The sequence below is a fragment of the Enteractinococcus fodinae genome, from assembly GCF_031458395.1.
GTDB classification, from domain to species: Bacteria; Actinomycetota; Actinomycetes; order Actinomycetales; family Micrococcaceae; genus Yaniella; species Yaniella fodinae.
Genome location: NZ_JAVDYJ010000001.1, coordinates 1,361,551 through 1,384,016, shown reverse-complemented (window position 1 = coordinate 1,384,016; position 22,466 = coordinate 1,361,551). Strand labels below are relative to the sequence as shown.

Here is a 22,466-nt window from a genome sequence, read left to right as displayed (position 1 = left end):
CCTCGAAAACAGCCACCGAGGCTGGAGAACAACTACGACAGTTTCAACGGGCAATGCTGCGCGCGTTTGAGCCTTGTCTTGGGCTCCGATTCGCTTCGAAGCTCTGGAAATCTCTATTCGGTGATGCGTACAGTCTGTGACTGCTCGCTGCGCCCCAGCACACCGTCGGTGTCATAGAGGACGGCAGAGGTAATGCCACCGCCGGTTTGACCGATGTTGGCAGCGATCGACAGGCCCAACCACTCCCCGACTGGTTCGCGTAAAAAGTGAATAGTCAGATCCACATTGGCGAAAAACACGTCGCCTGTGGTTGGTTCGGCAAGAGGTGCCAGCCCGTTGGCCGTATCGGCTAGCCCGATGAGCCGGACAAACGGGGAGGTCGGTTCGTCTTCGATCACATCAAGATCGCTGGTGATCCAAGCTCTGCCGTGTCCGGGTGCGTGGTCCGGGAAAGTTCGAACTTGAATCGAACGAATGAACCCGCCCGGCCACCGGTCGGTCATCCCATCCCATGGCTCTGCCTCTTCCACTGGTGGGAGTGGCGCATCCGTGAGCTCAGCGACCCGCGAGGTATCGGAAGCAATGACCTTCCACGTCCGACCGACTAGTACCGCACGCCCTTGAGCATAGACTGTGGATTGGATAAGTTCGATGGTACGGCCCGGGCGTACCGTTTCGGTGACGACTTTGACTTCACCGGCGTGTAGTTTGCCGAGGATATCGAAACTGATGCGCGTGGTGATGAAGTCGTTGCGCGGCTGATAGGCCTCTAATTCGGCCGCCACCAAACCGGAAATCGGCGCCATATGGAGTTCGTCCTCCTGCCAGGCTCCTTGAGCGTGCAGGGTGGAGACGAAGTACGAGGTGCGAACATCCTCGGTCATCTCGATGGGTTTGATGCGCCGAAAATATGCGGTGTCTTCTGCTTGGGTTGCTTCCTGTGATGAGGTCATGAGCCTATCTTGCCAGATCATAGGTGGGGCTGTGAGTTATGGCACGGGGATGTGTCATCCGATGGGTGATCTATGAGCTCATCAACGTGCTGATTTCGGTACCAATCACCGCTAGTCCCATGACAAAGACGAACCATCCGAAACCTTTCTGTAGGCTCTCTGGCGAAATTCGTGACACCAGTCGCGCCCCGAAGAGGGAGCCTAAAATGGCAATCGCTGTGAAGGTGAGCGTCACCGGCCAGTTAATGGTGACCGCTAGGATGTGACCACCCAGTGCAGCGATATTTTTCATCACGATCGCAAATAGCGACGTTCCGATGGCCAGGTGGATGGGCAAACCACCAAAGAGTACCAAGGCGGGAACGATGAGGAACCCGCCGCCGGCACCTACCAGGCCCGTGACAGCACCCACCACGAACCCTAGAAGTGCTGAAACCCAGAGTCGCGGAACCGGTGCTTTGCGCTTCGCCTGCTGCTTCTTCCCTCCGATCATGGTGACGGAGGTCGAGAGCATGATCACGGCAAAGATGAGCATCAACACGTACCCGGGTAAGAACTGGGCACTCCATCCCCCGACGAAGGCCCCGGCCATCGAAGCAAGTCCGAAGGGTAATCCCACTTTGAACGAGACCCGTTTGTGTCGCCAATGCGAGATCAGACCAACCAGTGAGGTCAGAGCCACAACGACAAGCGAGGCGGCGATGGCCTCCTGAGCGTCCATGCCCATCACATAATTGAGGATGGGCACCGTCAGGATAGAACCACCGCCACCGAGAAGCCCAAGTGACAGTCCAACCAGAAGCGCTAGGACGTATCCAAGGATAACCATCGGTTAGTGTGGTTGCTGCTTGGCTGGCACCTTACCGGGCTGGTTTGCCCAGGTGTTATAGCCGCCGATGACTTCCACGACATGATATCCGTAGTGCCGTAGCGCTGAAGCCCCCACCGCACTGCGACGCCCGGAGGCACAGTAGGAAATGATGGTCCCGTCTTGCGGTAGTCGATCTCGATCCCACACGACACGACTCGCTGCAATCTGAGTTGCTCCGGGGATAAATCCATCAGTGTATTCGCTGATGTTTCGCACATCGAGCAAGACATCAGGATTAGCAGCGTCTAGTTCTTCTAACGTGATGGTTGGAACAGGTTCGCCGAGAAGGGAGTCAAGGGTGGGGACGAAGCCAGTCAGTGCATCGACTCCAACCCGAATAAAGTGGTCACGATATTGTGCCGCCTCGTCTGCGTCCGCTGCCAGAACGATGAGGTCACGATGTTCTTCTTCGGGGTTATAGACCCACGCGATGTGGGTGGCGGCCTTTCCAGGATCTGGGATAGATAATGCGCCTGGCACTGCAGCGGTGTAACGGGCGTTATGGCTACGTGTGTCCACGAGAATCTTTTCTTCGCGTTCGAGCAGCGGCCGCAGTTCCTCAGGAGTGTATTCGGCGAGTTCTGGGAGTTCACCCAGCACAGCTGGGCCCTGGCGATTCTGTATTTTCATGCGGCCAAAGTATGCATGAGCTTCAGGCTGTGCATCGAGTAACTCCGCAACAAAGCCCTCGATATCGTCATTTTCGAGGTATTTTGCCCACCACGAGAAGTTGCGTTCATAGCCTACTGTGGTGGTTGGGACCGCGCCCAGCGCCTTGCCACAGGCAGAGCCGGCTCCATGGGCCGGCAGAACTTGCACATAGTCTGGCAGCGTAAGGAAGTGGTCACGCAGGGAGGTAAAGAGTTGACGTGCTCCCTCGAAGCGAGTGTCTATTCCTCCGGCAGCTGCGTCCAAGAGGTCTGGCCGTCCTAGGTCTCCCACAAAGACGAAGTCTCCGCTGAGCATGAATCCTGGTTTTGTGGTTTGGGCACCGTCGGTGACTAAGAACGCAAGGTGTTCGGGTGTGTGCCCAGGCGTGTGAACTGCTTCAATCGTGATGTTACCCAGTGGGATCTGGTGGCCATGTTTCATCTTCACGGCATCATCGAAGCCGCTACCATAAATCCAGTCTGGGCCGCCCTCGTCAGAGACATAGACCTGGGCTCCGGTGGCATGGGCTAACTCGAGCGTCCCTGATAGGTAGTCAGCGTGAATGTGGGTTTCGGCCACCGCCACGATCTCCATGCCATGCTGCTGCGCGAGATCGAGATACACCTGGATATCTCGGCGCGGGTCCACAACAATGGCGGTGTTTTCAGCCTGGCAACCGATGAGGTAACTGCCTTGGGCAAGATCGGGATCGTAAATATGTTCAAGTAGCATCCGGTTCTCCTGGTGTATCGTCTTAGCGGCTAAACAACCGTGCCAGGAAGCCTGGCTTCTGGGCTTTGGCGGTATCGATTTCTTGCTGCGAATGGTTTCCGTTACACCATTGCGAGGCGGCGACCGTAGCTTTGACGGTGTCAACATGCTGACCGCAGCCAGCCCAAGTGGTTTTTTCACAGACTTCACATTGCACTGCTCGACACATTGAGATTTGCTCCTTTGTTTATTACTTCCCAAGACCTGAATATACCCCGGGGGGTATTGAAAGAATACCCCATGGGGTATAATTATTGCAAGAAGCACTCGAATTAGGAGCGTGTAATGATGCCCTCTACGGGATTAGAAAGCGATCCAGTCGCAAAGAAGAAGATAATCAATCGATTACGTCGGGCGCACGGCCAACTAGCTGCTGTTATTGATGCTGTGGATGATGACGAGCACTGCGAAAAGATTGTGCACCAATTATCTGCTGTATCTAAAGCGGTCGATCGAGCAGGATTTCTCGTCATCTCATCGGCTTTACAAGAGTGCCTAGCGGATGACGAATTTCAGCAAGAAGAACTGGATAAGTTAGAGAAGTTATTCACCTCATTCGCCTGAGTCCTACTCTCGCGATGAAGTATGGGCAGGATTCAGGTCTTATGCCCCATATCTGTCTTAGCCAGGGCACCTCTATGACACAGCGTTCCTGCGCGGTTTTGTTGTGAGAACAGCAAAACGCCTCGGCCCCGCAATAGTTGGCGGGGCCGAGGCGTGCTGCAGAAGCGGCGGATTAGTTGGTTATTAGAAGTCCCAGTCGCTGTCTTCGGTTTCTTCTTTGGCGCCGATAACGTAGGACGAGCCTGATCCAGAGAAGAAGTCGTGGTTCTCATCCGAGTTCGGGCTCAACGCCGACAGGATCGCTGGGTTCACGTCGGTGACGGAGTCCGGGAACATGGGTTCATAGCCCATATTCATCAGCGCTTTATTCGCGTTGTAGTGCAGGAACTTTTTGACGTCTTCTGACAGACCCAGTGGATCGTAAATGTCGTGGGTGTAGGCCACTTCATTGTCATAGAGGTCCTGGAGCAGATCGAAAGCAAACTCTTTGAGCTCGGCTTCACGCTCTGGGGTTTCGTTTTCCATGTTGCGCTGGTATTTGTATCCGACGTAGTACCCGTGAATGGCTTCGTCACGAATAATCAGGCGGATGAGGTCAGCGGTGTTGGTCAAACGAGCCTGAGAGGACAGGTACATTGGCCAGTAGAACCCGGAGTAGAACAAGAAGGACTCCAAGATGACAGAAGCGATCTTGCGTTTCTGTGGGTCGTCGCCCTCGTAGTGTTTGATAATTTCGTGGGTTTTGTACTGCAGGGTGTGTTCTTCACGGCTCCACCGGAAGATGTTGTCGATGGCCTCAGTCGAAGCCAACGTCGAGAAAATCGACGAGTACGACTTGGCGTGGACTGCCTCCATGAACACAATATTGGATAGCACAGCTTCTTCATGCAAAGTCAGCGCGTCTGGAAGCAAGGAGACTGCCCCGATGGTGCCTTGGATCGTATCCAGCAGGGTCAAGCCAGCGAACACTTTCATTGAAACTTCGCGTTCGTCGTCGGTCATCTTTGACCAGGACTGCAGGTCGTTGGACAGCGGTACCTTTTCAGGCAACCAGAAGTTGGTGGTCAAACGGTTCCAGACCTCAAGGTCTTTTTCATCGTCGATCTGGTTCCAGTTGATCGCCTGGTACGTGGGGATGCGCTGCGCTACGTCTTCGGGAGTCATGCAACTTTCTTTCTACGAGATAAAACTTTGGCGCTGAATTCACATGAGAAAGTGTGCCGCTTGAAGTCTATTTCAAACGGCACACCTCATGTTGGCTTTACAGCATGCAGGATACGCAACCTTCGATTTCGGTTCCCTCAAGCGCCAACTGGCGGACGCGGACGTAGTACAGGGTCTTGATGCCCTGGGTCCAGGCGTAAATCTGCGCCTTGTTGACGTCACGCGTCGTAGCGGTGTCCTTGAAGAACAGCGTCAGCGACAGTCCTTGGTCGACGTGCTGGGTTGCAGCCGCGTAGGTGTCAATGATCTTCTTGTAGCCAATTTCGTAGGCGTCTTCGAAGTATTCGAGGTTGTCGTTGGTGAGGTACGGCGCCGGGTAGTACACACGACCCAGCCGGCCTTCTTTGCGGATCTCAACCTTCGATGCGACCGGGTGAATCGAGGAGGTCGAGTTATTGATGTAAGAGATCGATCCGGTTGGTGGGACCGCCTGCAGGTTCTGGTTGTAGATCCCGTGCTCCATAACGGAGGCTTTGAGTTCATGCCAGTCTTGCTGGGTAGGAATGTGGACGTTTGCCTCAGCAAAGAGCTGCGCTACTTTGTCGGTGGCTGGCTTCCATTCCTGATCGGTGTATTTATCAAAGAATTCCCCGGATGCATACTTGGATTCTTCGAACCCGCCGAAGGTCTCGTTGCGTTCGATGGCGATCTTATTGGATGCGCGCAGTGCGTGATACACCACGGTGTAGAAGTACATGTTGGTGAAGTCGATGCCTTCTTCAGAACCGTAGTGGACCTGTTCGCGTGCCAGGTAGCCGTGCAGGTTCATCTGTCCCAGACCAATGGCGTGGGATTCAGAGTTACCTTTAGCAATAGAAGGCACCGAGGAGATATCTGACAGATCAGATACAGCGGTCAGTGCACGCACCGCTGTTTCAATAGAGCTGCCGAAGTCTTCGGAGTCCATGGTCTTGGCGATGTTCATCGAACCCAAGTTGCAAGAAATGTCTTTTCCGATGTGATCGTAAGACAGATCCGCGTTATAGGTGGATGGGTCCGAGACCTGCAGAATCTCTGAGCAAAGGTTCGACATCGAGATGCGACCCTTGATCGGGTTGGCTGCGTTCACGTGGTCTTCAAAGACCATGTACGGATAGCCAGACTCGAACTGGAGTTCTGCCACGGTCTGGAAGAAATCACGCGGTTTGATCTTGGTCTTTTTGATCCGCGCGTCATCGACCATCTCGTAGTACTTCTCACTGACCGAGATTTCGCTAAATGGCACCCCATAGACGCGTTCAACGTCGTATGGGCTGAACAAGTACATCGGCTCGTTCTTTTTAGCCAACTCGAAGGTGATGTCTGGGACGACCACACCCAACGAGAGCGTTTTGATACGGATCTTCTCGTCGGCGTTTTCCCGCTTGGTGTCCAAGAAGGTCATGATGTCTGGGTGGTGTGCGTTCAGGTAGACCGCACCGGCCCCTTGACGTGCACCGAGCTGATTGGCGTAAGAGAACGAGTCTTCCAGGAGCTTCATGACCGGGACGACACCAGAGGATTGATTTTCAATCTTCTTAATGGGGGCGCCTTGTTCGCGCAGGTTGGTCAGGTTCAGTGCAACCCCGCCACCGCGCTTAGACAGCTGCAACGAAGAGTTGATGCCACGTGCGATGGATTCCATATTGTCTTCGACACGCAGCAGGAAGCACGAGACGAGTTCGCCGCGCTGTTTTTTCCCAGCGTTCAGGAATGTTGGAGTCGCTGGCTGGAAACGGCCCAAGATGATTTCATCGACGAGTCGTTTGGCCATGTCCTGGTCACCACGGGCCAGGTACAGGGCGTTCATTACGACACGGTCTTCGTAGCGCTCTAGGTAACGTTCGCCGTCGAAGGTTTTCAGGGCGTAGGAGGTGTAGAACTTAAAAGCACCCAAGAACGACGGGAACCGGAACTTGTGAGCATAAGCCTGATCATAGAGATCAAATACGAACTGCTCTGGGTACTGTTCGAAGGTCGCCGGTTCGTAGTAGTCGTTTTCGATCAGGTAATCGATCTGTTCGCGACGACTATGGAAGAACACGGTGTTCTTGTTGACGTGTTGTAGGAAATACTGCCGAGCAGCGGCATGATCCGCTTCGAACTGGATCTCACCTTCTGGACCATACAGGTTCAAAATAGCGTTCAGTTCGTGGTATCCGAGCCCTTGCCAAGCCTCAGGAAGCTTCTTAGCCGACTGAATGAGTTCTTCTTCAGTTAATGTTGTTGCCAAAATGCGTCCAATCCCTCACGAACCTTGGTCACATCGGTTGGTGTGCCCATCAGTTCAAATCTATACATAACCGGTACGTTCGTCTTTGCCGAGATGATGTCACCGGCAAGACAGTAGGCGTCATAAAAGTTTGTGTTACCAGCAGCGATGACGCCTCGAATCAACTCTCTGTTGTTTTTTACATTCAGGAATTTAATGACCTGTTTGGGAACAACCCCAGGGCCTTTGCCCGCACCATAAGTAGGCAGCATTAAAACGAATGGTTCCAGCGCATACAGTGTGGGGTCTCGGGTAATCAACGGCAGCCGTGCCATATACCCATCTTCAAAACCCAACTTTTCTGCAAAACGATGAGTATAACCAGATACCGAGGAAAAGTAGATCAACTTCGCGTTGGTCTCCACCATGTCCTGGGACTCGGGTGACTTGACGAAAGATCTATCTCGAACCTGGGTAGTCATTTTACCCCTGCCTTCAATACATTGTGTGAGAAAATCAGCCTACGCAACCGTTGAAGCGGTAGAGCTGGCTTCTTCCAAGCTCGCAATTTTATCTGGACGGAAACCTGACCAGTGATCAGAACCGGCCATGACAACTGGAGCCTGCATGTAGCCCAAAGCACGAACATGTTCCAAAGCATCCATATCTTGGGACATATCGATCACTTTGTATTCGATACCTTTTTTATCCAGGGCACGCACAGTCGCGTTGCACTGAACACATGCTGGTTTGCTGTAAACGGTCACGGTCATGATCTGTCTCCCTTGAGCGGTGCGTTGTCCGGTCCACTACCGCGGTACATCAAGTGAAGTTCGCGCGGTATTTCTAATGAATTCTTGGTGAAGCCTTCATGACCTCATCCACATCATTAATACTACATCTTGGGATTACGAACTCAAGAGATAACTAGATGTTGTGATTGCATTGTTGCGATTCCCCCACAGGGTTGTCCACAGCTTGATCATTTCGCCCGAATCCTGCGCTTCGGCGAGCTGCTGCGGATTCAGCGGTTTGGCCAAAAAGTTCTCCACACCCCCACAGCAGTGAAAACTTCATCTAATCCACAGAAAAAGAATTTTTCTGCTCGGCGTGTTGTGTCGAATAAACACCATCGATTGTGTTGAACGACACTGAAGACCCCTACACATTGTGGTCGCAAGCGTTCGGCAGCGCGGCCACCTTACCGTATTCGTACTCTGCGGGGTAGGGTTCACAGCAGTACTTGGGACCCCGTAGAGACCCCAACTAGGATCCCATCGGTGTCCATGGAACAATAGTGTGTTGTGGAAGCTGAGAATTTGACCCAAGAAGCATCATTTCGCCCCGGTATTGGTTTCGACTCCCAAAAATACATCCGACTGCAGTCTCAATTTATTTCTCAGCGACGCCAGAAGATCGGCCACAAGCTCTATCTCGAAATGGGCGGCAAACTTTTTGATGATTTGCATGCCTCTCGCGTTTTGCCCGGTTTTACCCCAAACAATAAGATCTCTATGCTCCACGAGCTCAAAGATGAGCTAGAGATCATGATGGTGCTCAACGCCAAAGATTTAGAATACGAAAAAGTCCGTGCCGACCTTGGCATCACGTATCAGGACGAAGCTCTTCGCCTGATCGATATTTTTCGCGACCAAGGCTTCATGGTCGAACACGTGGTTATCACCCAGCTCTCGGCAGACTTTGCCAATGCCTTTGCATTTAGCGACCGCATGCAGCGCGCTGGACTAAAAGTTACCCATCACTACCCCACCGCGGGCTATCCAACCGACACAGAACGCATCATTTCAGCAGAGGGTTTTGGACAAAATGGGCACGCCAAAACCACTCGCTCGCTTGTGGTGGTAACCGGTCCCGGACCTGGTTCGGGCAAATTATCGACCTGCTTATCGCAGATTTACCACGATTATCAGCACGGCATTCGGTCTGGATACGCCAAATTTGAGACCTTTCCGATCTGGAACCTTCCACTCCAGCATCCAGTGAATCAGGCCTATGAGGCTGCTACAGCCGACTTAGATGACAACAACATCATCGACCCGTACCATTTAGCCGCCTATCAACAACAAGCGGTCAGCTACAACCGGGACGTCGAAGTCTTTCCACTACTCAAAGCCATGCTGGAAAAACTCTACGGTAAATCCCCATATCAGTCCCCCACCGATATGGGCGTCAACATGGTTGGTAACTGCATTAGCAACGATTCGGTATGTGCCGAGGCAGCCGAGCAGGAGATCATTCGGCGGTGGTACAAGGCCCGGGTAGAAGAACGGCGCATGGACACCACAGATGACTCGGTATCATCGCGGATCGAAGTCATCATGAAGCGCATCGGGATCTCAAAAGATGACCGCCCGGTCGTTGCCCCGGCCACCCAATTAGCAGAACGTACCGGCCAGCCAGCCAGCGCCGTCCAGTTATCCGATGGAACCATTTTGACGGGCAAGACCTCTGATCTTTTAGGCTGTTCTGCCGCGATGTTGCTCAATGCATTGAAATATATGGCCGGTATTGACGAAGATGTTCACCTGCTGAGCCCCCAAGCTATCGAACCGATCCAGACGCTGAAGATTGACCATCTTGGGTCGATTAACCCTCGATTGCACACCGATGAGGTGCTCATTGCGTTGTCGGTTTCTGCCGCTGATTCTGAATATGCTCGCAAAGCCATCGCAAAGCTGCAGCATTTGCGGGGATGCGACGTTCATACCACCACAATCTTAGGTTCAGTCGATGAATCGATGTTCCGGCAGTTGGGCATGCTCGTCACCGCTGACCCCGTATACTGGCGCAAATCCTTATATCATCGCAGCTAGCCGGGTATGGGAGGCTCATCCATGATTCATGCCATGGGGCGTTTATGGCGCATCATCAAGCCGATTCGCCCTCGGTTGTTTCTCGGATTAGTCGTCACCATTGGAGCCTCCGTCGTGGGGTTGATGATCCCGCAGGTCCTCGAGGTCTTAGTCAATAACCTCAACACGTCACCTACGGCGGCGACGGTGTGGATCGCTGGCGGGGTGATTATCGCGTTGGGGCTTGTCGAAGCGGTCCTACTGTGGTTGCGGCGGATTTTTGCCGTTGGCCCGTCGACCGAGATCGAACGCAAGATGCGAGTGCGGTTCTATATTCGGATCTTAGATATGCCAGTGGCGTTTCATAACGACTGGGGTTCCGGGCAGTTATTGTCTCGCGCCCAACAAGATGTGACGCAGATTCGCCGGTGGATTGCTTTTGGCATGATCATGATGGTCTCGTCTGCGGCTACCATCGTGGTGGGGCTGTATATGATGTCACGGTCTTCAACGCTGCTGGCCTTAATCTTTATGATTATCATCATCCCGATTGTGATCCTGACCTACCGCTTCCAACGCGAATTCTCGGTGCTTACCCGTCGGTCGCAGGATCTCAATGGGGAAATATCCACCACGGTCGAACAGTCGGTCCAGGGTATTCGGGTACTGAAAGCATTTGGTCGCAGCAAACAGGCCCTCAAAAACTTTGAAACCGATGCGCTGTCGCTTCGAAATAACGAAATCCGCAAAGCCACGACGCTGGCGCGGTTTGATATGTTCATGCTGGCCCTGCCCGAATCAATGCTGGGGTTGTGTCTGCTCCTCGGGCTGCTCCAGGTCAACGCCGGCGCGATGAACGTCGGTCAATTAGCCAGTTTCTTTGCGACCGCTACCCTGGTGGTCGGCCCGACCAGAATGTTGGGCATGCTGTTCGGTCAGGCGGTCCAAACCACAACCGCGCTGGAACGCTATTTCGAAGTAATGGACACCGACAACACCATCGTCTCCCCTGCCAACCCGGTGCCAATTGATTTCCCAAACGCCACCGGGGAGCTGGTCCTGGAGGATGTGCGCTTTCGATTTCATGATGCTCCCGAGGACGCCGAAGACATGTTCCAAGGAGTCGATCTGCACATCCGTCCGGGTGAAACCATGGCCCTGGTGGGAGTCACCGGCAACGGCAAGTCCACCCTGTTACAACTGATTCCTCGGATCTTTGACATTACCGGTGGCCGGATCACCATTGATGGCGTCTCGGTGCACAACATGGACCTCGCGGATCTGCGCCGTCTGACTGCCTTTGCGTTTGAAGACACCACGCTGTTTTCCTTCTCGGTTCGCGACAACGTGCTCTTAGGGGTTGATCCCGAGCTCCCCGAGGCCGTCCGCGAGGAAATCGCATGGGAATCTCTCTATGCGGCCGATGCCGGATTTGTGGCAGACCTTACTGATGGGATTGATACCCATATTGGCGAACAAGGTTTTTCGCTGTCGGGCGGACAACGACAACGAATCGCGCTGGCCCGAGCTATCGCAGCACGGCCTGCCCTGCTCCTCTTAGACGATCCACTGTCAGCGCTAGATACCAAGACTGAAGAACGCGTTATCGCCCAATTGCGGGAAGTCTTAGATAACACCACGACCTTGATCATTGCCCACCGGTCCTCCACGGTTGCCCTCGCCGACCGTGTGGCCCTGCTGGACGATGGCAAAATCACCGCCGTCGGGACCCACCAAGAGCTCTTACGTAGCTCAGCGCGCTACCGGTACCTGATGGCAAGCTCTCAAGAGGATCTCCGGGAGGTGTACCCATGAGTGGACCCGGAGGCGCTCGCGGTGCCGGCTCGGTAGATTATCAACGCATGACCAAGGCTGAGCGCCGGGCATCGTTGCGGTTGCTCGGCACCTTGTTGAAGCCGTATACCTGGCAGCTGGTCGGCCTGTCGGTCGTGGTCATTATCGCTCAAGTAGCGTCAGTGGCCGGTCCGGCAATTATTGCCTGGGGTATTGATAACGGGCTCCCGGCGCTGCTGGAAGGCAACGCGACCCCGGCGATCGCAGCGTCCGTGGCCCACATTGTGGCCGCTGTGGTGGCCGGTGGGCTGATGTATGTGTTCATCCGATGGAACATGACCATCGGCCAGACCATGCTCTATGGCTTACGGCGCCGCCTGTTTTTACATAGCCAGCGATTGGATATGAAGTTCCACGAAACCTACGCTTCGGGACGTACGGTGGCACGCCAAACTTCTGACATGGATGCGCTCGCCCAGCTGTTGAACTCCGGGCTCGATATCATGGTCGGATCTGTGTTGCAGATGGTCTTTACCATGGTGCTGATCGTGACGATGGATGTGCCCTCCGGGGTCGTCATGGCGGGACTCCTGGTGCCCGCGACGATGCTGACGGTCTGGTTTCAGAAGCGCTCATCGGTGACGTACCGACAGATTCAGACCAACTCGGCCCGGCTGATTTCACACTTCGTGGAGACCGTGAGCGGCATCCGGGCGGTCAAGGCATATCGTCGTCAAAAAGCCAACGGCAAACGCTATGAGCAATTGGCCGAAGATCACCGCCAAGCTGCCCTGCGGTCAATTCACCTATTCGGCATTTACCAACCCACATTGCGCTGGTTATCCTCGATCACCATCGCCGCGGTCCTGATGGTAGGCGGCTTCCGGGTCTTGGGTGGCGAACTACAAGTTGGGGTGCTGGTCGCACTGGTGTTATATGCCCGACGTTTTTTCCAGCCCATTGATGAGATCGCTAATTTCTATAACACGTTCCAGTCCGCGGTGGCTGCCTTGGAGAAAATCTCCGGGTTGTTAGCGGAAAAACCATCCGTGACCGACCCGCAGGATCCGGTCGAGCTCACGGACGCTCGCGGTGAGATTGTCTTCGATAACGTCTCCTTTCGGTACCAAGACGAGTTGCCATTGGCGTTGCAGCCGACCTCGCTTCATGTGCCAGCGGGACAAACCGTGGCCATTGTGGGATCGACCGGGGCGGGTAAATCCACCATCGCGAAACTCATGGCACGGTTTTATGATGTCACTGACGGGGCCATCACGTTAGACGGCGTCAACCTCAAGGACATGGACCTGGACACCCTGACCGAACACATCGTGATGGTTACCCAGGAGTCGTATTTATTTTCGGGGTCGGTGGCCAATAATATTGCCATTGGCAATCCGGAGGCCAGCCGAGAGGAGATTCGGGCTGCGGCCGAGATTATCGGTGCCGATATTTTCATCGACCAGCTCCCCGAGGGCTTCGATACCGATGTGCGGGCAAAAGGTGGTCGTATGTCTGCTGGGCAACGTCAGATGGTGTCCTTTGCACGCGCATTCCTGGCCGATCCGACGGTTTTAATTCTTGATGAAGCGACCTCGTCGTTGGATGCGCCCACCGAAGCGGTCCTCCAGGAAGGACTGAAACGCCTGTTGGGCACCCGCACGTCGTTTATCATCGCCCACCGGCTGTCCACGGTGATGATCGCCGATCGGGTCTTGGTGGTTGAAGACGGCCAGATTATCGAAGATGGTTCGCCCGAGGAACTCATCGCGAACGAGGGACAGTTTGCCCAATTACACCAGGCGTGGCAAGATTCTTTACGCCACAGTGAGCACCCAGCACCGAAACAGGATGAGGATTTAGATGCCAGGTAAAGCAAAAGCCGCCCTGTTCGGGGCGCTCATCGGCGCGGTGATGGCGGTGGTGATCGAGGCGTTTGCCGCTGCGGAGAGCGACGAAACGTTTTTCGGCAGTACGCAGTCGTGGGTGGTTCTGGTACTGCTTGTCGTGGGCCTGTCATGGAGCCAGAAGCGAGCCTATGAGAAGAAAAGCGGTATCTATGGCGACCGAGACGCCATCAATGACCAGACGGACTAGGTCTCACCGAATTGAATTTCGCCCAGGGCCCGCTGTGGCAGGTCGTTGATGGTGCCGAACCGGTGAGCGGTCATGGTCACGGATTGTTCCCGAATAAATGGCAGCATCTCGAGTCTGCCGGCCGATGTGACCGGGTGTTGGTAGACGGCGATTTCTGGCCGATGCGCGATGGCTTGGATCGTCTCGGTGGTTTCTGCTGTGCCAATGAGGCGAATCCGACCGGAACCATCAGTAGGATCAGTCTCGGCCAACGTGGTTGCTCGTCGTAACCAGGCGGCTGAATCCTCGAACACCACCGACATATGCGTGTCGGAGAACACCTTAGTGATCTCCGGGGAAACCCCGGGCGGTAACGAGACAATATTTTCAGGGAGCATCCCGGTGCCTTGGCCCGTGGCCGTGGCCTGCTGGACTCGCATACCGGCGGCGAGTACCCGGAACAGTTGTGTCAGTCCGGTACTGGAGGTATCGCTGAGACGAATATGGACCGGGACCGGCCGATACCGCAGCACATTGATTTCGACCTTGAGATTCGAAACATCTCGCTGGCCACTATAGGTGTCCACCACGTGAGCATCATGAGATACGGCGCGGACCAACCACTGGGTGTCCTCTTCGGTCACGTGTGCTGCTAGCTGCTGAGCAAAGCGGTTGGCTTCATCGTCGACCGCTTCGGGGAGGGTGGCCGGGGCATCGGTCCAGTCGGTCAGGCCTAGCAGATAATTGGGCCCACCGACCTTCGAACCCGGACCGATGGCCGAACGCTTCCAACCGCCAAAGGGTTGGCGGCGCACGATCGCCCCGGTGATCCCGCGGTTAATGTAGAGGTTGCCGGCCGCGACGTGTTCAGACCAGGTCGCGATCTCGTCGGGATCTAGAGAATGGATGCCCGAGGTCAGACCGTAGGGCACCGCGTTGACGTAGGCGATCGCATCTTCCAGGGTGTCGGCTGACATCACCCCCAGCACGGGGCCGAAGTATTCGGTGATGTGATATTCGGAACCGGGCCGGACCCCTGATCGGATGCCGGGTGAAAACAGCCTCCCGGTGCCATCGAGCCGTTTGGGCACCAGGTGCCAGCGTTGTCCTGGCTCAAGCGTGGTCAGTCCGCGCTGCAGCTTCTCGCCGGGTTCTTCCACGACCGGGCCCATTTGTGCCTCCGGGTTGGTGGGATGATCGACCACCAGAGAGTTCACTGCGTCAAGTAATTGGCGGTGGAAGCGCTTGCTGACCGCGGTCTGGCCGACCAGGATAAGTATGGATGCAGCAGAACATTTCTGGCCGGCATGCCCAAGTGCCGAATCCACGACATCTGCGACTGCCAAATCCAGATCCGCCGTAGGGGTCACCACAATCGCGTTTTTGCCGGAGGTCTCACCATACAGCGGCATATCCGGGCGCATGTCGGTAAACAGTTGGGCGGTCTCGTAAGCGCCGGTCAGAATGACTCGGTCAACGCGCGAGTCGGATACCAGTTGCGACCCCAGTGAGCTTTCCTCGGCGATCAACAGGGTGACCAGTTCCCGGGGTAGATCGTATTCCTCCAGTGCTGCCCAGATGGCTTGCACGATCACGGCTGCGGTGCGCTGAGCCTGCGGCGCGGGTTTGATAATGACCGGGGAACCTGCCGCCAGTGCGGAGGTCATCGATCCGGTCGGGATCGCCATGGGGAAATTCCAAGGCGGCGTGACCACTGTGAGGCCCACGGGGTGAGGTGTCGCGCCGGCGATCTGATCGAGTTGAAGACACTGTTGGCCGTAGTAGCGGGCAAAGTCGATGCCTTCTGAGACTTCAGGATCGCCCTGTTCGATGGTCTTGCCGGTCTCGGCGCCCATAACTTCCAAGAGCCTGCCCCGTGCTGCCGCCAGCTGATCGCCGATTCTGAGGAGCACCTCGGAGCGGGTCGCTATCGGCAGTGCCTGCCAGGTCTTACCAGCGCTAATCGCAGCTGAGATGGCTTCGTCTAACGCTTGGCTGGTTTCCACTCGGTGGGCTGTGACCAGATCCTGGCCCAAGGTCGAGCCTGCCATGCGGCTGATAATCTCACGCGCCCAGGCGCGGTTATGGGCCAGATTTGGGTCGGTATCAGCGACATTGGTAAACGTGGTTGGCCGGGTAGGTTCTGAAAAGTCTTCGGTCTGACGATTTTGTTGTCGGCGAGGCTGCGGTGTGTGGTCCTCTTCGGTGCGCAGCTGCTCCAGGGAGGCGCGAAACCGGTCAGCTTCGCGGGTGAAGTAGTCTTCATTGTCGAGCTCAAATACCGCAGACATAAAGTTGTCTTGTGAGGCGCCCTCTTCGAGTCTTCGCACCAAATACGAGATCGCCACATCAAATTCATCAGGGTGCACCACCGGGGTATACAACAACAAACGTCCAACATCGGCTCGGATCGCCTCCGCCTGGGCGCTGGCCATCCCCAGCAGCATCTCAAAGTCCACCGGTCCATCGACAGGAATGTCCCGGTGTTGCATGAGCAGATAGGCCAGGGCGATATCGAAGATGTTTTGGCCCGCGACGCCAATTTCGACGTTGTTGAGACGTTCCGGATGTAAGGCGTAGTCCAGGATGCGTTTGTAGTTCGCGTCCGTGTCCTGTTTGGTAGGCCAGACGGTCTGTGGCCAGTTTCGCATCGCTGCTTGGACGCGTTCCATCGGGAGGTTCGCACCTTTGACCACCCGCACCTTGATGGGTGCTCCCCCGTCCGCGACCCGTTGTGCTGCGAAGTCTTGGAGCTCCACCATCGCCTGGTACGCATCCGGAAGATAGGCCTGTAAGACAATTCCAGAGCGGAACTGCAGGAATTCCGGTTCAGAAATGAGTCGCTGATAGACCTCGATGGTCAAGGCAAGGTCCTTATACTCCTCCATGTCTAAGTTAATAAAGGTCACGGGGTCGGCGGTCATGGCCGCGCGGTACAGCGGACGTAGCTGCGATACGATCTGGTCGACCGCCTCATCATGGGCCCACGGGTTATGCGGTGCCACCGTGGCGGAGACCTTGATCGAGACATAGTCGATGTCGTGGCGTTCGATCAGCGCCCGTGTGGCTGCGACCCGGTTGCGGGCCTCTTGGTCCCCCAGGATCGCTTCACCCAACAAGTTGATGTTGAGATCAATCCCGCCGGTGCGAATAGCTTGGATCCCTCGCGTGAGTTGCTTATCCCGAGAGTCGATGAGCAAGTGTCCGACCATCGAGCGCAGTGCTGTTTGTGCTGCGGGCACGACCACCGCTGGGGCCATGGGGGCAAGTTTGCCCCCAGCCCGGACCGCGGTCTGCAGATGCCAGGGTAAAAAGCCGGGTACATCGTCGGCGATGCTCGCCAAGGCGCGGGCCGCTACGGTGTGGTCTTCCGGACGCACCACGCGATCAACGAAGCCAACAGTGAAAGCCAGACCGTTGGGGTCTTTTAACACCCCAGCCAGTTGTTGGGCGGAACGATCCGTTGGGATGTCCGCGGCGCGGGCTAACCAGGTGCGCGCCTGCTCGATGGCCTCATCCGTTAGTTGCCACGGGCGGGGTGAACGTCGACTCATGTCGTGCTCCTGTGAAAACATCCGTCAGGTCTTGTGACACACAGCATACGGCCACGAGGAGGTCCTGGTACACCATAAACCTGCGGGACACGACGTGATCGGTGGTATCGAATCGGGACGGAGCGCCACGCTGAGATTTGGAGATCAGTAGGACAGTGGCGATAATTGTTTGCTATGAGTGAAGAACACGCCTATCAGTTTGCTGCCATTATCATCTACCTGCTTGGAATGCTGGGGATCGGATTTTATGCCTACCGGCGCACCAAGACGGGCCGCGATTTCTTATTGGCCGGCCGTGACCTGTCCCCACGGGTAGCGGCCTTATCTGCCGGAGCCTCCGATATGTCTGGTTGGCTGCTGATGGGCCTACCCGGTGCACTGTATGCTGCCGGGTTGATTGAAGCTTGGATCGCCATTGGTTTGACACTGGGAACGTGGTTGAACTGGCTCATCGTTGCGCCACGGCTGCGAGTCTATTCGGAGCTGAGCCGCGATACAATCACCATGCCCGCATTCTTTGAACAACGTTTCAGGGATCGGACTCGGTTGATTCGCTCGGTTTCAGCGGTCATCATTTTGGTCTTTTTCATCTTCTACGTCGCCTCAATGATGGTGGCTTCTGGCGCGTTTTTCGAATCCTCCTTTGGATGGAATTACATGACCGGTGTGCTCGTGGTCGGTGGTGTCACCCTGGCCTACACCGTGTTTGGTGGGTTCCTCGGCATTTCACTAACCGACGTGGCCCAGGGGTTGTTGATGCTGGCAGCCCTGGTCGCCGTTCCAATCATTGCTACCGTGCAACTTGGTGGCCCGGGCGAAGTCATCAGCTTGATCAACGAAGCCGATGCACAAAATGGTCTCGACCATCTGTCCTTCACCGGCGGCGACTTCTCTGGCGCCTCAATGCTGGTTATCATTTCGGGTCTCGCCTGGGGTCTCGGCTATTTTGGTCAACCACACATTCTCGCTCGGTTCTTTGCCATCCGCAGCCACGGCGAGGTCAAAACGGCTCGTCGAATCGGTACCGGCTGGGTCATCCTGTGCATGGGTGGCGCCGTGTTGACCGGGCTGATCGGCGTGGCATGGTTCCAAGATGCTGGCCAGCCATTGGACAACCCTGAAACCGTCTTCTTGGTGCTATCGCAGATTCTGTTTCACCCGTTTGTCGCCGGGCTGGTCCTGGCAGCCGTATTGGCCGCCATCATGTCGACCATGTCCTCGCAGCTGCTGGTGTCATCGTCGGCACTCGTGGAAGATATTTATGGGCTGTTCAAACGCAACCCTGAGGAACGGACCCAGTTGTGGCTCGGACGTCTTTCTGTCGTGGCCGTCTCGATTGTCGCAATCTTGATCGCTCAAGACCCGGAATCCACCGTGTTGGATCTGGTTGGGTTTGCGTGGGCCGGGTTTGGTGCCGCATTCGGTCCCATGATCCTGCTGGCGCTGTACTGGAAGCGCATCACTGCCATGGGTGCGCTGGCCGGTATGGTCGCCGGTGCGGTCGTGACCTACATTTGGGGAACTGTCCCGGTCATCAAAGAAACGATCAACCTCTATGAGATCGTTCCAGGAGTGCTCGTCCACTTCATAGTGGCAATTATCGTTTCGCTCCTCACCAAACACCCAGACCCTGAGGTCGAAGTGGAATTCGAACAGATGCGCGAGACTGTCTCAACTAAATAAGTGCAACGGTTCTTCGCAATGTTGGCAACAGCTCGAACATGAGCTTGTTGCCAACATTGCGTTAAACGGGTCTACGATGGACCCATGGGCTTTTCGCGAACACAATCAATCTTCTTGGCGCTTCCAGTTGACCAGGTATGGGACCTGCTGTCTGATCCGCGCGCGTGGGTGCAATTCGACGATCAGCTCCAAAAATTCACCCCCGAAAAGATGGCCGGCTCCCGACTCCAGGCCGGCGATCGCATCAAGGTGGTCCCGAAGGCGCTAATTCGCGGGTTTCTGCACGCCGCGACTGCCCCGGCAGCCACCATTGTCACCGCTGACCCAGGCCGCGAGATTGCCTGGCGACAAGATCAACCCGGTGGATATACCCAGCAGCGTTGGACAATTCAACCCGCCGATGGTGGCACCACGCTGACTCGCCACATGCAAGTGATCGGTCCCCTTGCCGCACCACTAGGTGCCGCGCTTGCCGAACCGCTGACAGCAGACCTCGGTGCAGTCGGTGCCAGAATGATTCGCATGGCCGCTCCTGGCCCCGATCAGAACCAACCATTGAACATTATCGCTGGTGGGTCAGGGTATCTTGGTTCCCGGTTGGCGACCCGACTGCTCGCATCCGGCCACCGTGCCGTCGTACTGACTCGCACCCCTCGCACCGGGGCACCGTATCCGCAGGTTCGCTGGAGCGCTGACGATCTCGGTCCACTTCATGACCAGCTGTTAGACGATGCCGGGTTCAATATCATCAACCTGGTTGGTCGACGCCTCGGGGCAAAATTCACCCCACAAGAAGTCGCTGCCCTGGCTGCCTCACGGATCGAACCTATGCAAACCTTGCGAGCAGTAGTAGCAACCGCCGAAGCGCAAGGCGGGGTGCTGCATCGATGGATTCAAGGCAGCGCGGTGCCGCTGTGGGCTGCGACTTCTACTAAAGAGTTCACCGAGACCACCTCCCCGACCGCGGACCGGGATGGTCCAAGCGGCATGGGACAGCTAGTAACCGACTGGGAGGCTGCCGCACCCGATGACGCGATCATCCTTCGCACCGGAGTTGTGCTGGGCCAATCGAGCGAAATCACCTACGGTTTAGCGGCCATGGCACTGTCGAAGACGCGACCAAGTATCGATGGGTATTTACCGTGGATTCACGAAGACGACTGGGTCGGTATCGTTACGCACCTTTTGACCATGTCCAAACCACCCCCGGTCGTGGTGGCGGTCGCGCCACAACAGACGCGACTATCGGAAGTCATTGCCGCGCTAGCTCCGGGTTTGGGCACACGAAACATCCCGGTCCCTGCCCGGCTCTTGAATTTCGCGATGAATATTATCCGGATGGAACCCGGCATGCTCATGGGCAGTACTCGTGCCGGTTCCACGGTGCTAGATGAGACCGGCTACGAGTTCCACTATCCAACCATCGCTGCGGCAGCCGACGCCGTGAGCGTCTAACACGGCGGTCAAGGAACGACCTTGATATACGTCAAGTCGGCCAGCGTCCCCGGCAGGTAGCCTGGTGACCATGCACGAATTGCCGCTTCGCGATGTGACCGTTCACGACGACAACTGTGTGCGGCGGGTGCCCATTTTTGCCGGGTTAACCCCGGCCCAACAGGACCTAGTGGCCACGATGGCTCGTCCCCGAATGCTGGCCGACGGTGAGCTGGTACATGGCGTGGGAGAACAGACCGGTTTGATGTTCGTGGTGCATTCGGGAGCAGTGAAGGTCAGTCGGCTGTTACCCAGCGGCCGAACACAACTCCTGCGGGTCGTCTCCCCCGGTGAGACGCTGGGCGAATATGCCTTCCTCACCGGCAGTGCTCCGCTTGAAGAAGCCCAAGCCATCGACGATGCCCGGTTGTGTGTCTTTGTCCACGATGACCTGACTTCCTTGATCCAGCACTATCCCGATATCGCGCAGCGCATGCTGCGGACCCTGGGCGAACGGCTGGCCCAAACCGAGCATCAGCTGACGCTGAACTCCCAAAGCGTCGAGGTGCGTATCGCCGATTATCTGCTCCAACAACCGTTACTGCGCGGCCCCGAGCAGACTGGTATGCGGGTCCGGTTGCCACTGAATAAAAAAGATATCGCCTCGTTATTGGGCACCACCCCCGAATCATTGAGCCGTGCACTGGGCCGGTTACGCACCAAAGGGGCGATCGACATTGCTGACGAGGTCGTGACCATAGTAGATCCGGAGGCCCTGGAGTCATTGGTCTCCGGGGACGACTAGCGGTAGGCCCGGTGGTACTGGATGGGTGTGGGCGGCTGCTGATGGCGGAGCACCTGGGCAGCATGAATCGGGAAATCGGCGTTTCGCAGCGCTTCGCGCCCAACCAGCACCACGTCGGCCTGTTCGGTGACCAGAATGTGTTCGGCTTGGAAAGGTTCGGTGATCAGCCCGACCGCACCGGTGGGCACTCCGGTGCACTGACGGATTTGTTGGGCGAAAGCCACCTGGTAGCCGGGTCCGGACGGAATTTTGGCGGGCATATTGGCCCCGGAGGACACATCGATCAAGTCGACCCCGTGGTCGGCTAACCACTTGCTGACCTGCACGGTGTCCTCAATGGTGAGACCTTCATCCACCCAGTCGACTGCCGAGACTCGCACCAAGACCGCTAGGTCTTGTCCCACCTCGGCCCGGACGGCGTCGACAACTTCTAACAGCAAGCGGGCCCGGTTTGCCAAGCTGCCACCGTAGTCATCCTTGCGGGTGTTACTGAGCGGGGATAAGAACTCATGGAGTAAATAGCCGTGGGCGCCGTGGATTTCCACGAGTTCAAACCCGGCTTCAACGGCACGACGTGCCGCAGCTGCGAATGCTGTCACGACCTCAGCGATGTCCGTGGTGGACAGTTCTCGAGGAGTTTCCAAGCCGGGAAATGCGATGGGCGACGGTGCAACGGTCTGCCAGCCGCCCTCATCCAGGGGGATATTGCCAGAATTTTGGTCATCGAAGGGCCGGTAGGTGCTTCCTTTGCGCCCCGCATGAGCCAGCTGGATCCCGGCCACAGCACCCTGGGAATGCATAAAGTTCACGATCGGGACCAGTGCATCACGTTGTTCGTCGTTCCACAGACCAAGGTCATACTGCGAGATGCGGCCTTCCGGGGTGACTGCAGTTGCTTCGACGATGACCGCGCCTGCTCCCCCACGCGCTAGTCCACCCAGGTGCACCATATGCCAGTCGGTGGCCACCCCGTCCCGGCCCGTAGCGCTATATTGGCACATCGGCGGTATCCACAGCCTGTTCCGGGCGGTGACTGAGCGCAAAGTAATGGGTTCAAAAGCTAGACGTGGCACGCGGAATCC

At 56.2% G+C, this 22,466-nt stretch carries 18 protein-coding genes; 8 read left to right on the top strand and 10 right to left on the bottom strand.

Features of this window, described 5'->3' with window-relative positions:
* Window positions 1-113: 113 nt before the first annotated feature.
* The 3 genes from J2S62_RS06510 to J2S62_RS06500 all read right to left on the bottom strand — a co-directional run bounded on the left by J2S62_RS06510 (window position 114) and on the right by J2S62_RS06500 (window position 3,207).
* Window positions 114-953, bottom strand: coding sequence for a thioesterase family protein (locus J2S62_RS06510; protein ID WP_310172771.1), 840 nt, complete (start codon window positions 951-953; stop codon window positions 114-116).
* A 70-nt stretch (window positions 954-1,023) separates the two neighbouring features.
* A complete protein-coding gene (locus J2S62_RS06505; RefSeq protein ID WP_310172769.1) occupies window positions 1,024-1,782 on the bottom strand; it encodes a sulfite exporter TauE/SafE family protein in 759 nt (252 codons plus the stop codon).
* Between the two features lie 3 nt (window positions 1,783-1,785).
* The gene (locus J2S62_RS06500) at window positions 1,786-3,207 is read right to left on the bottom strand and encodes an MBL fold metallo-hydrolase (protein ID WP_310172766.1); all 1,422 of its coding nucleotides are present in this window, start codon (window positions 3,205-3,207) and stop codon (window positions 1,786-1,788) included.
* A 324-nt stretch (window positions 3,208-3,531) separates the two neighbouring features.
* On the opposite strand from J2S62_RS06500, the gene J2S62_RS06495 reads away from it, so the two are divergent.
* On the top strand, window positions 3,532-3,810 hold the full coding sequence (locus J2S62_RS06495) for a metal-sensitive transcriptional regulator (protein WP_310172764.1): 279 nt from the start codon (window positions 3,532-3,534) through the stop codon (window positions 3,808-3,810).
* A gap of 183 nt (window positions 3,811-3,993) precedes the next feature.
* Here the strand turns inward: J2S62_RS06495 and nrdF are convergent, their stop codons facing one another.
* The 5 genes from nrdF to J2S62_RS06470 all read right to left on the bottom strand — a co-directional run bounded on the left by nrdF (window position 3,994) and on the right by J2S62_RS06470 (window position 8,265).
* Window positions 3,994-4,974 carry a class 1b ribonucleoside-diphosphate reductase subunit beta gene (gene nrdF / locus J2S62_RS06490; RefSeq protein ID WP_310172762.1) on the bottom strand — a complete coding sequence of 327 codons (981 nt, stop codon included), beginning with the start codon at window positions 4,972-4,974 and terminating at the stop codon, window positions 3,994-3,996.
* A 97-nt stretch (window positions 4,975-5,071) separates the two neighbouring features.
* Window positions 5,072-7,216 carry a class 1b ribonucleoside-diphosphate reductase subunit alpha gene (gene nrdE / locus J2S62_RS06485; RefSeq protein WP_310175758.1) on the bottom strand — a complete coding sequence of 715 codons (2,145 nt, stop codon included), beginning with the start codon at window positions 7,214-7,216 and terminating at the stop codon, window positions 5,072-5,074.
* A gap of 14 nt (window positions 7,217-7,230) precedes the next feature.
* A complete protein-coding gene (gene nrdI / locus J2S62_RS06480) occupies window positions 7,231-7,707 on the bottom strand; it encodes a class Ib ribonucleoside-diphosphate reductase assembly flavoprotein NrdI (RefSeq protein WP_407649913.1) in 477 nt (158 codons plus the stop codon).
* Between the two features lie 39 nt (window positions 7,708-7,746).
* Complete coding sequence (gene nrdH / locus J2S62_RS06475) at window positions 7,747-7,998, bottom strand: glutaredoxin-like protein NrdH (RefSeq protein WP_310172759.1); 252 nt, start codon at window positions 7,996-7,998, stop codon at window positions 7,747-7,749.
* 135 nt (window positions 7,999-8,133) lie between these two features.
* Window positions 8,134-8,265 carry a hypothetical protein gene (locus tag J2S62_RS06470; RefSeq protein ID WP_310172756.1) on the bottom strand — a complete coding sequence of 44 codons (132 nt, stop codon included), beginning with the start codon at window positions 8,263-8,265 and terminating at the stop codon, window positions 8,134-8,136.
* A gap of 264 nt (window positions 8,266-8,529) precedes the next feature.
* Here J2S62_RS06470 and J2S62_RS06465 point away from each other — a divergent pair, with 264 nt between their 5' ends.
* Genes J2S62_RS06465 through J2S62_RS06450 form a run of 4 tightly spaced genes read left to right on the top strand, consistent with a single transcriptional unit; the run spans window position 8,530 to window position 13,929 of the window.
* A complete protein-coding gene (locus J2S62_RS06465) occupies window positions 8,530-10,059 on the top strand; it encodes a DUF1846 domain-containing protein (protein WP_310172754.1) in 1,530 nt (509 codons plus the stop codon).
* A 21-nt stretch (window positions 10,060-10,080) separates the two neighbouring features.
* The gene (locus J2S62_RS06460) at window positions 10,081-11,853 is read left to right on the top strand and encodes an ABC transporter ATP-binding protein (protein WP_310172752.1); all 1,773 of its coding nucleotides are present in this window, start codon (window positions 10,081-10,083) and stop codon (window positions 11,851-11,853) included.
* Window positions 11,850-13,706 (top strand): ABC transporter ATP-binding protein, encoded by a 1,857-nt coding sequence (locus J2S62_RS06455; RefSeq protein ID WP_310172749.1) that lies wholly within the window; start codon window positions 11,850-11,852, stop codon window positions 13,704-13,706. Before J2S62_RS06460 ends, J2S62_RS06455 begins: the two co-directional genes overlap by 4 nt.
* Window positions 13,696-13,929: a hypothetical protein gene (locus J2S62_RS06450; protein ID WP_310172746.1), complete on the top strand. Its 234-nt coding sequence runs from the start codon at window positions 13,696-13,698 to the stop codon at window positions 13,927-13,929. Before J2S62_RS06455 ends, J2S62_RS06450 begins: the two co-directional genes overlap by 11 nt.
* Here the strand turns inward: J2S62_RS06450 and J2S62_RS06445 are convergent.
* The gene (locus J2S62_RS06445; protein WP_310172743.1) at window positions 13,926-17,462 is read right to left on the bottom strand and encodes a proline dehydrogenase family protein; all 3,537 of its coding nucleotides are present in this window, start codon (window positions 17,460-17,462) and stop codon (window positions 13,926-13,928) included. The two genes, J2S62_RS06450 and J2S62_RS06445, sit on opposite strands and share 4 nt — an antisense overlap.
* Window positions 17,463-17,636: 174 nt before the next feature.
* Here J2S62_RS06445 and putP point away from each other — a divergent pair, with 174 nt between their 5' ends.
* The 3 genes from putP (at window position 17,637) to J2S62_RS06430 (ending at window position 21,384) form a co-directional block, all read left to right on the top strand.
* Complete coding sequence (putP, locus tag J2S62_RS06440; protein ID WP_310172741.1) at window positions 17,637-19,145, top strand: sodium/proline symporter PutP; 1,509 nt, start codon at window positions 17,637-17,639, stop codon at window positions 19,143-19,145.
* Window positions 19,146-19,229: 84 nt separating this feature from the next.
* Entirely contained in the window at window positions 19,230-20,600 is a 1,371-nt protein-coding gene (locus J2S62_RS06435; RefSeq protein ID WP_310172739.1) for a DUF1731 domain-containing protein, read from the top strand.
* Between the two features lie 70 nt (window positions 20,601-20,670).
* On the top strand, window positions 20,671-21,384 hold the full coding sequence (locus J2S62_RS06430; RefSeq protein WP_310172737.1) for a Crp/Fnr family transcriptional regulator: 714 nt from the start codon (window positions 20,671-20,673) through the stop codon (window positions 21,382-21,384).
* Here the strand turns inward: J2S62_RS06430 and J2S62_RS06425 are convergent.
* A complete protein-coding gene (locus tag J2S62_RS06425; protein ID WP_310172735.1) occupies window positions 21,381-22,457 on the bottom strand; it encodes an NADH:flavin oxidoreductase/NADH oxidase in 1,077 nt (358 codons plus the stop codon). The genes J2S62_RS06430 and J2S62_RS06425 overlap by 4 nt on opposite strands.
* Between the last annotated feature and the right edge of the window lie 9 nt (window positions 22,458-22,466).

Bases quoted from the DNA above. Each gene is read 5' to 3' on its own strand.
- J2S62_RS06510 (WP_310172771.1), bottom strand. From the start codon at position 953: ATGACCTCATCACAGGAAGCAACCCAAGCAGAAGACACCGCATATTTT.
- J2S62_RS06505 (WP_310172769.1), bottom strand. From the start codon at position 1,782: ATGGTTATCCTTGGATACGTCCTAGCGCTTCTGGTTGGACTGTCACTT.
- J2S62_RS06500 (WP_310172766.1), bottom strand. From the start codon at position 3,207: ATGCTACTTGAACATATTTACGATCCCGATCTTGCCCAAGGCAGTTAC.
- J2S62_RS06495 (WP_310172764.1), top strand. From the start codon at position 3,532: ATGATGCCCTCTACGGGATTAGAAAGCGATCCAGTCGCAAAGAAGAAG.
- nrdF (WP_310172762.1), bottom strand. From the start codon at position 4,974: ATGACTCCCGAAGACGTAGCGCAGCGCATCCCCACGTACCAGGCGATC.
- nrdI (WP_407649913.1), bottom strand. From the start codon at position 7,707: ATGACTACCCAGGTTCGAGATAGATCTTTCGTCAAGTCACCCGAGTCC.
- nrdH (WP_310172759.1), bottom strand. From the start codon at position 7,998: ATGACCGTGACCGTTTACAGCAAACCAGCATGTGTTCAGTGCAACGCG.
- J2S62_RS06460 (WP_310172752.1), top strand. From the start codon at position 10,081: ATGATTCATGCCATGGGGCGTTTATGGCGCATCATCAAGCCGATTCGC.
- J2S62_RS06455 (WP_310172749.1), top strand. From the start codon at position 11,850: ATGAGTGGACCCGGAGGCGCTCGCGGTGCCGGCTCGGTAGATTATCAA.
- J2S62_RS06450 (WP_310172746.1), top strand. From the start codon at position 13,696: ATGCCAGGTAAAGCAAAAGCCGCCCTGTTCGGGGCGCTCATCGGCGCG.
- J2S62_RS06445 (WP_310172743.1), bottom strand. From the start codon at position 17,462: ATGAGTCGACGTTCACCCCGCCCGTGGCAACTAACGGATGAGGCCATC.
- putP (WP_310172741.1), top strand. From the start codon at position 17,637: ATGAGTGAAGAACACGCCTATCAGTTTGCTGCCATTATCATCTACCTG.
- J2S62_RS06435 (WP_310172739.1), top strand. From the start codon at position 19,230: ATGGGCTTTTCGCGAACACAATCAATCTTCTTGGCGCTTCCAGTTGAC.
- J2S62_RS06430 (WP_310172737.1), top strand. From the start codon at position 20,671: ATGCACGAATTGCCGCTTCGCGATGTGACCGTTCACGACGACAACTGT.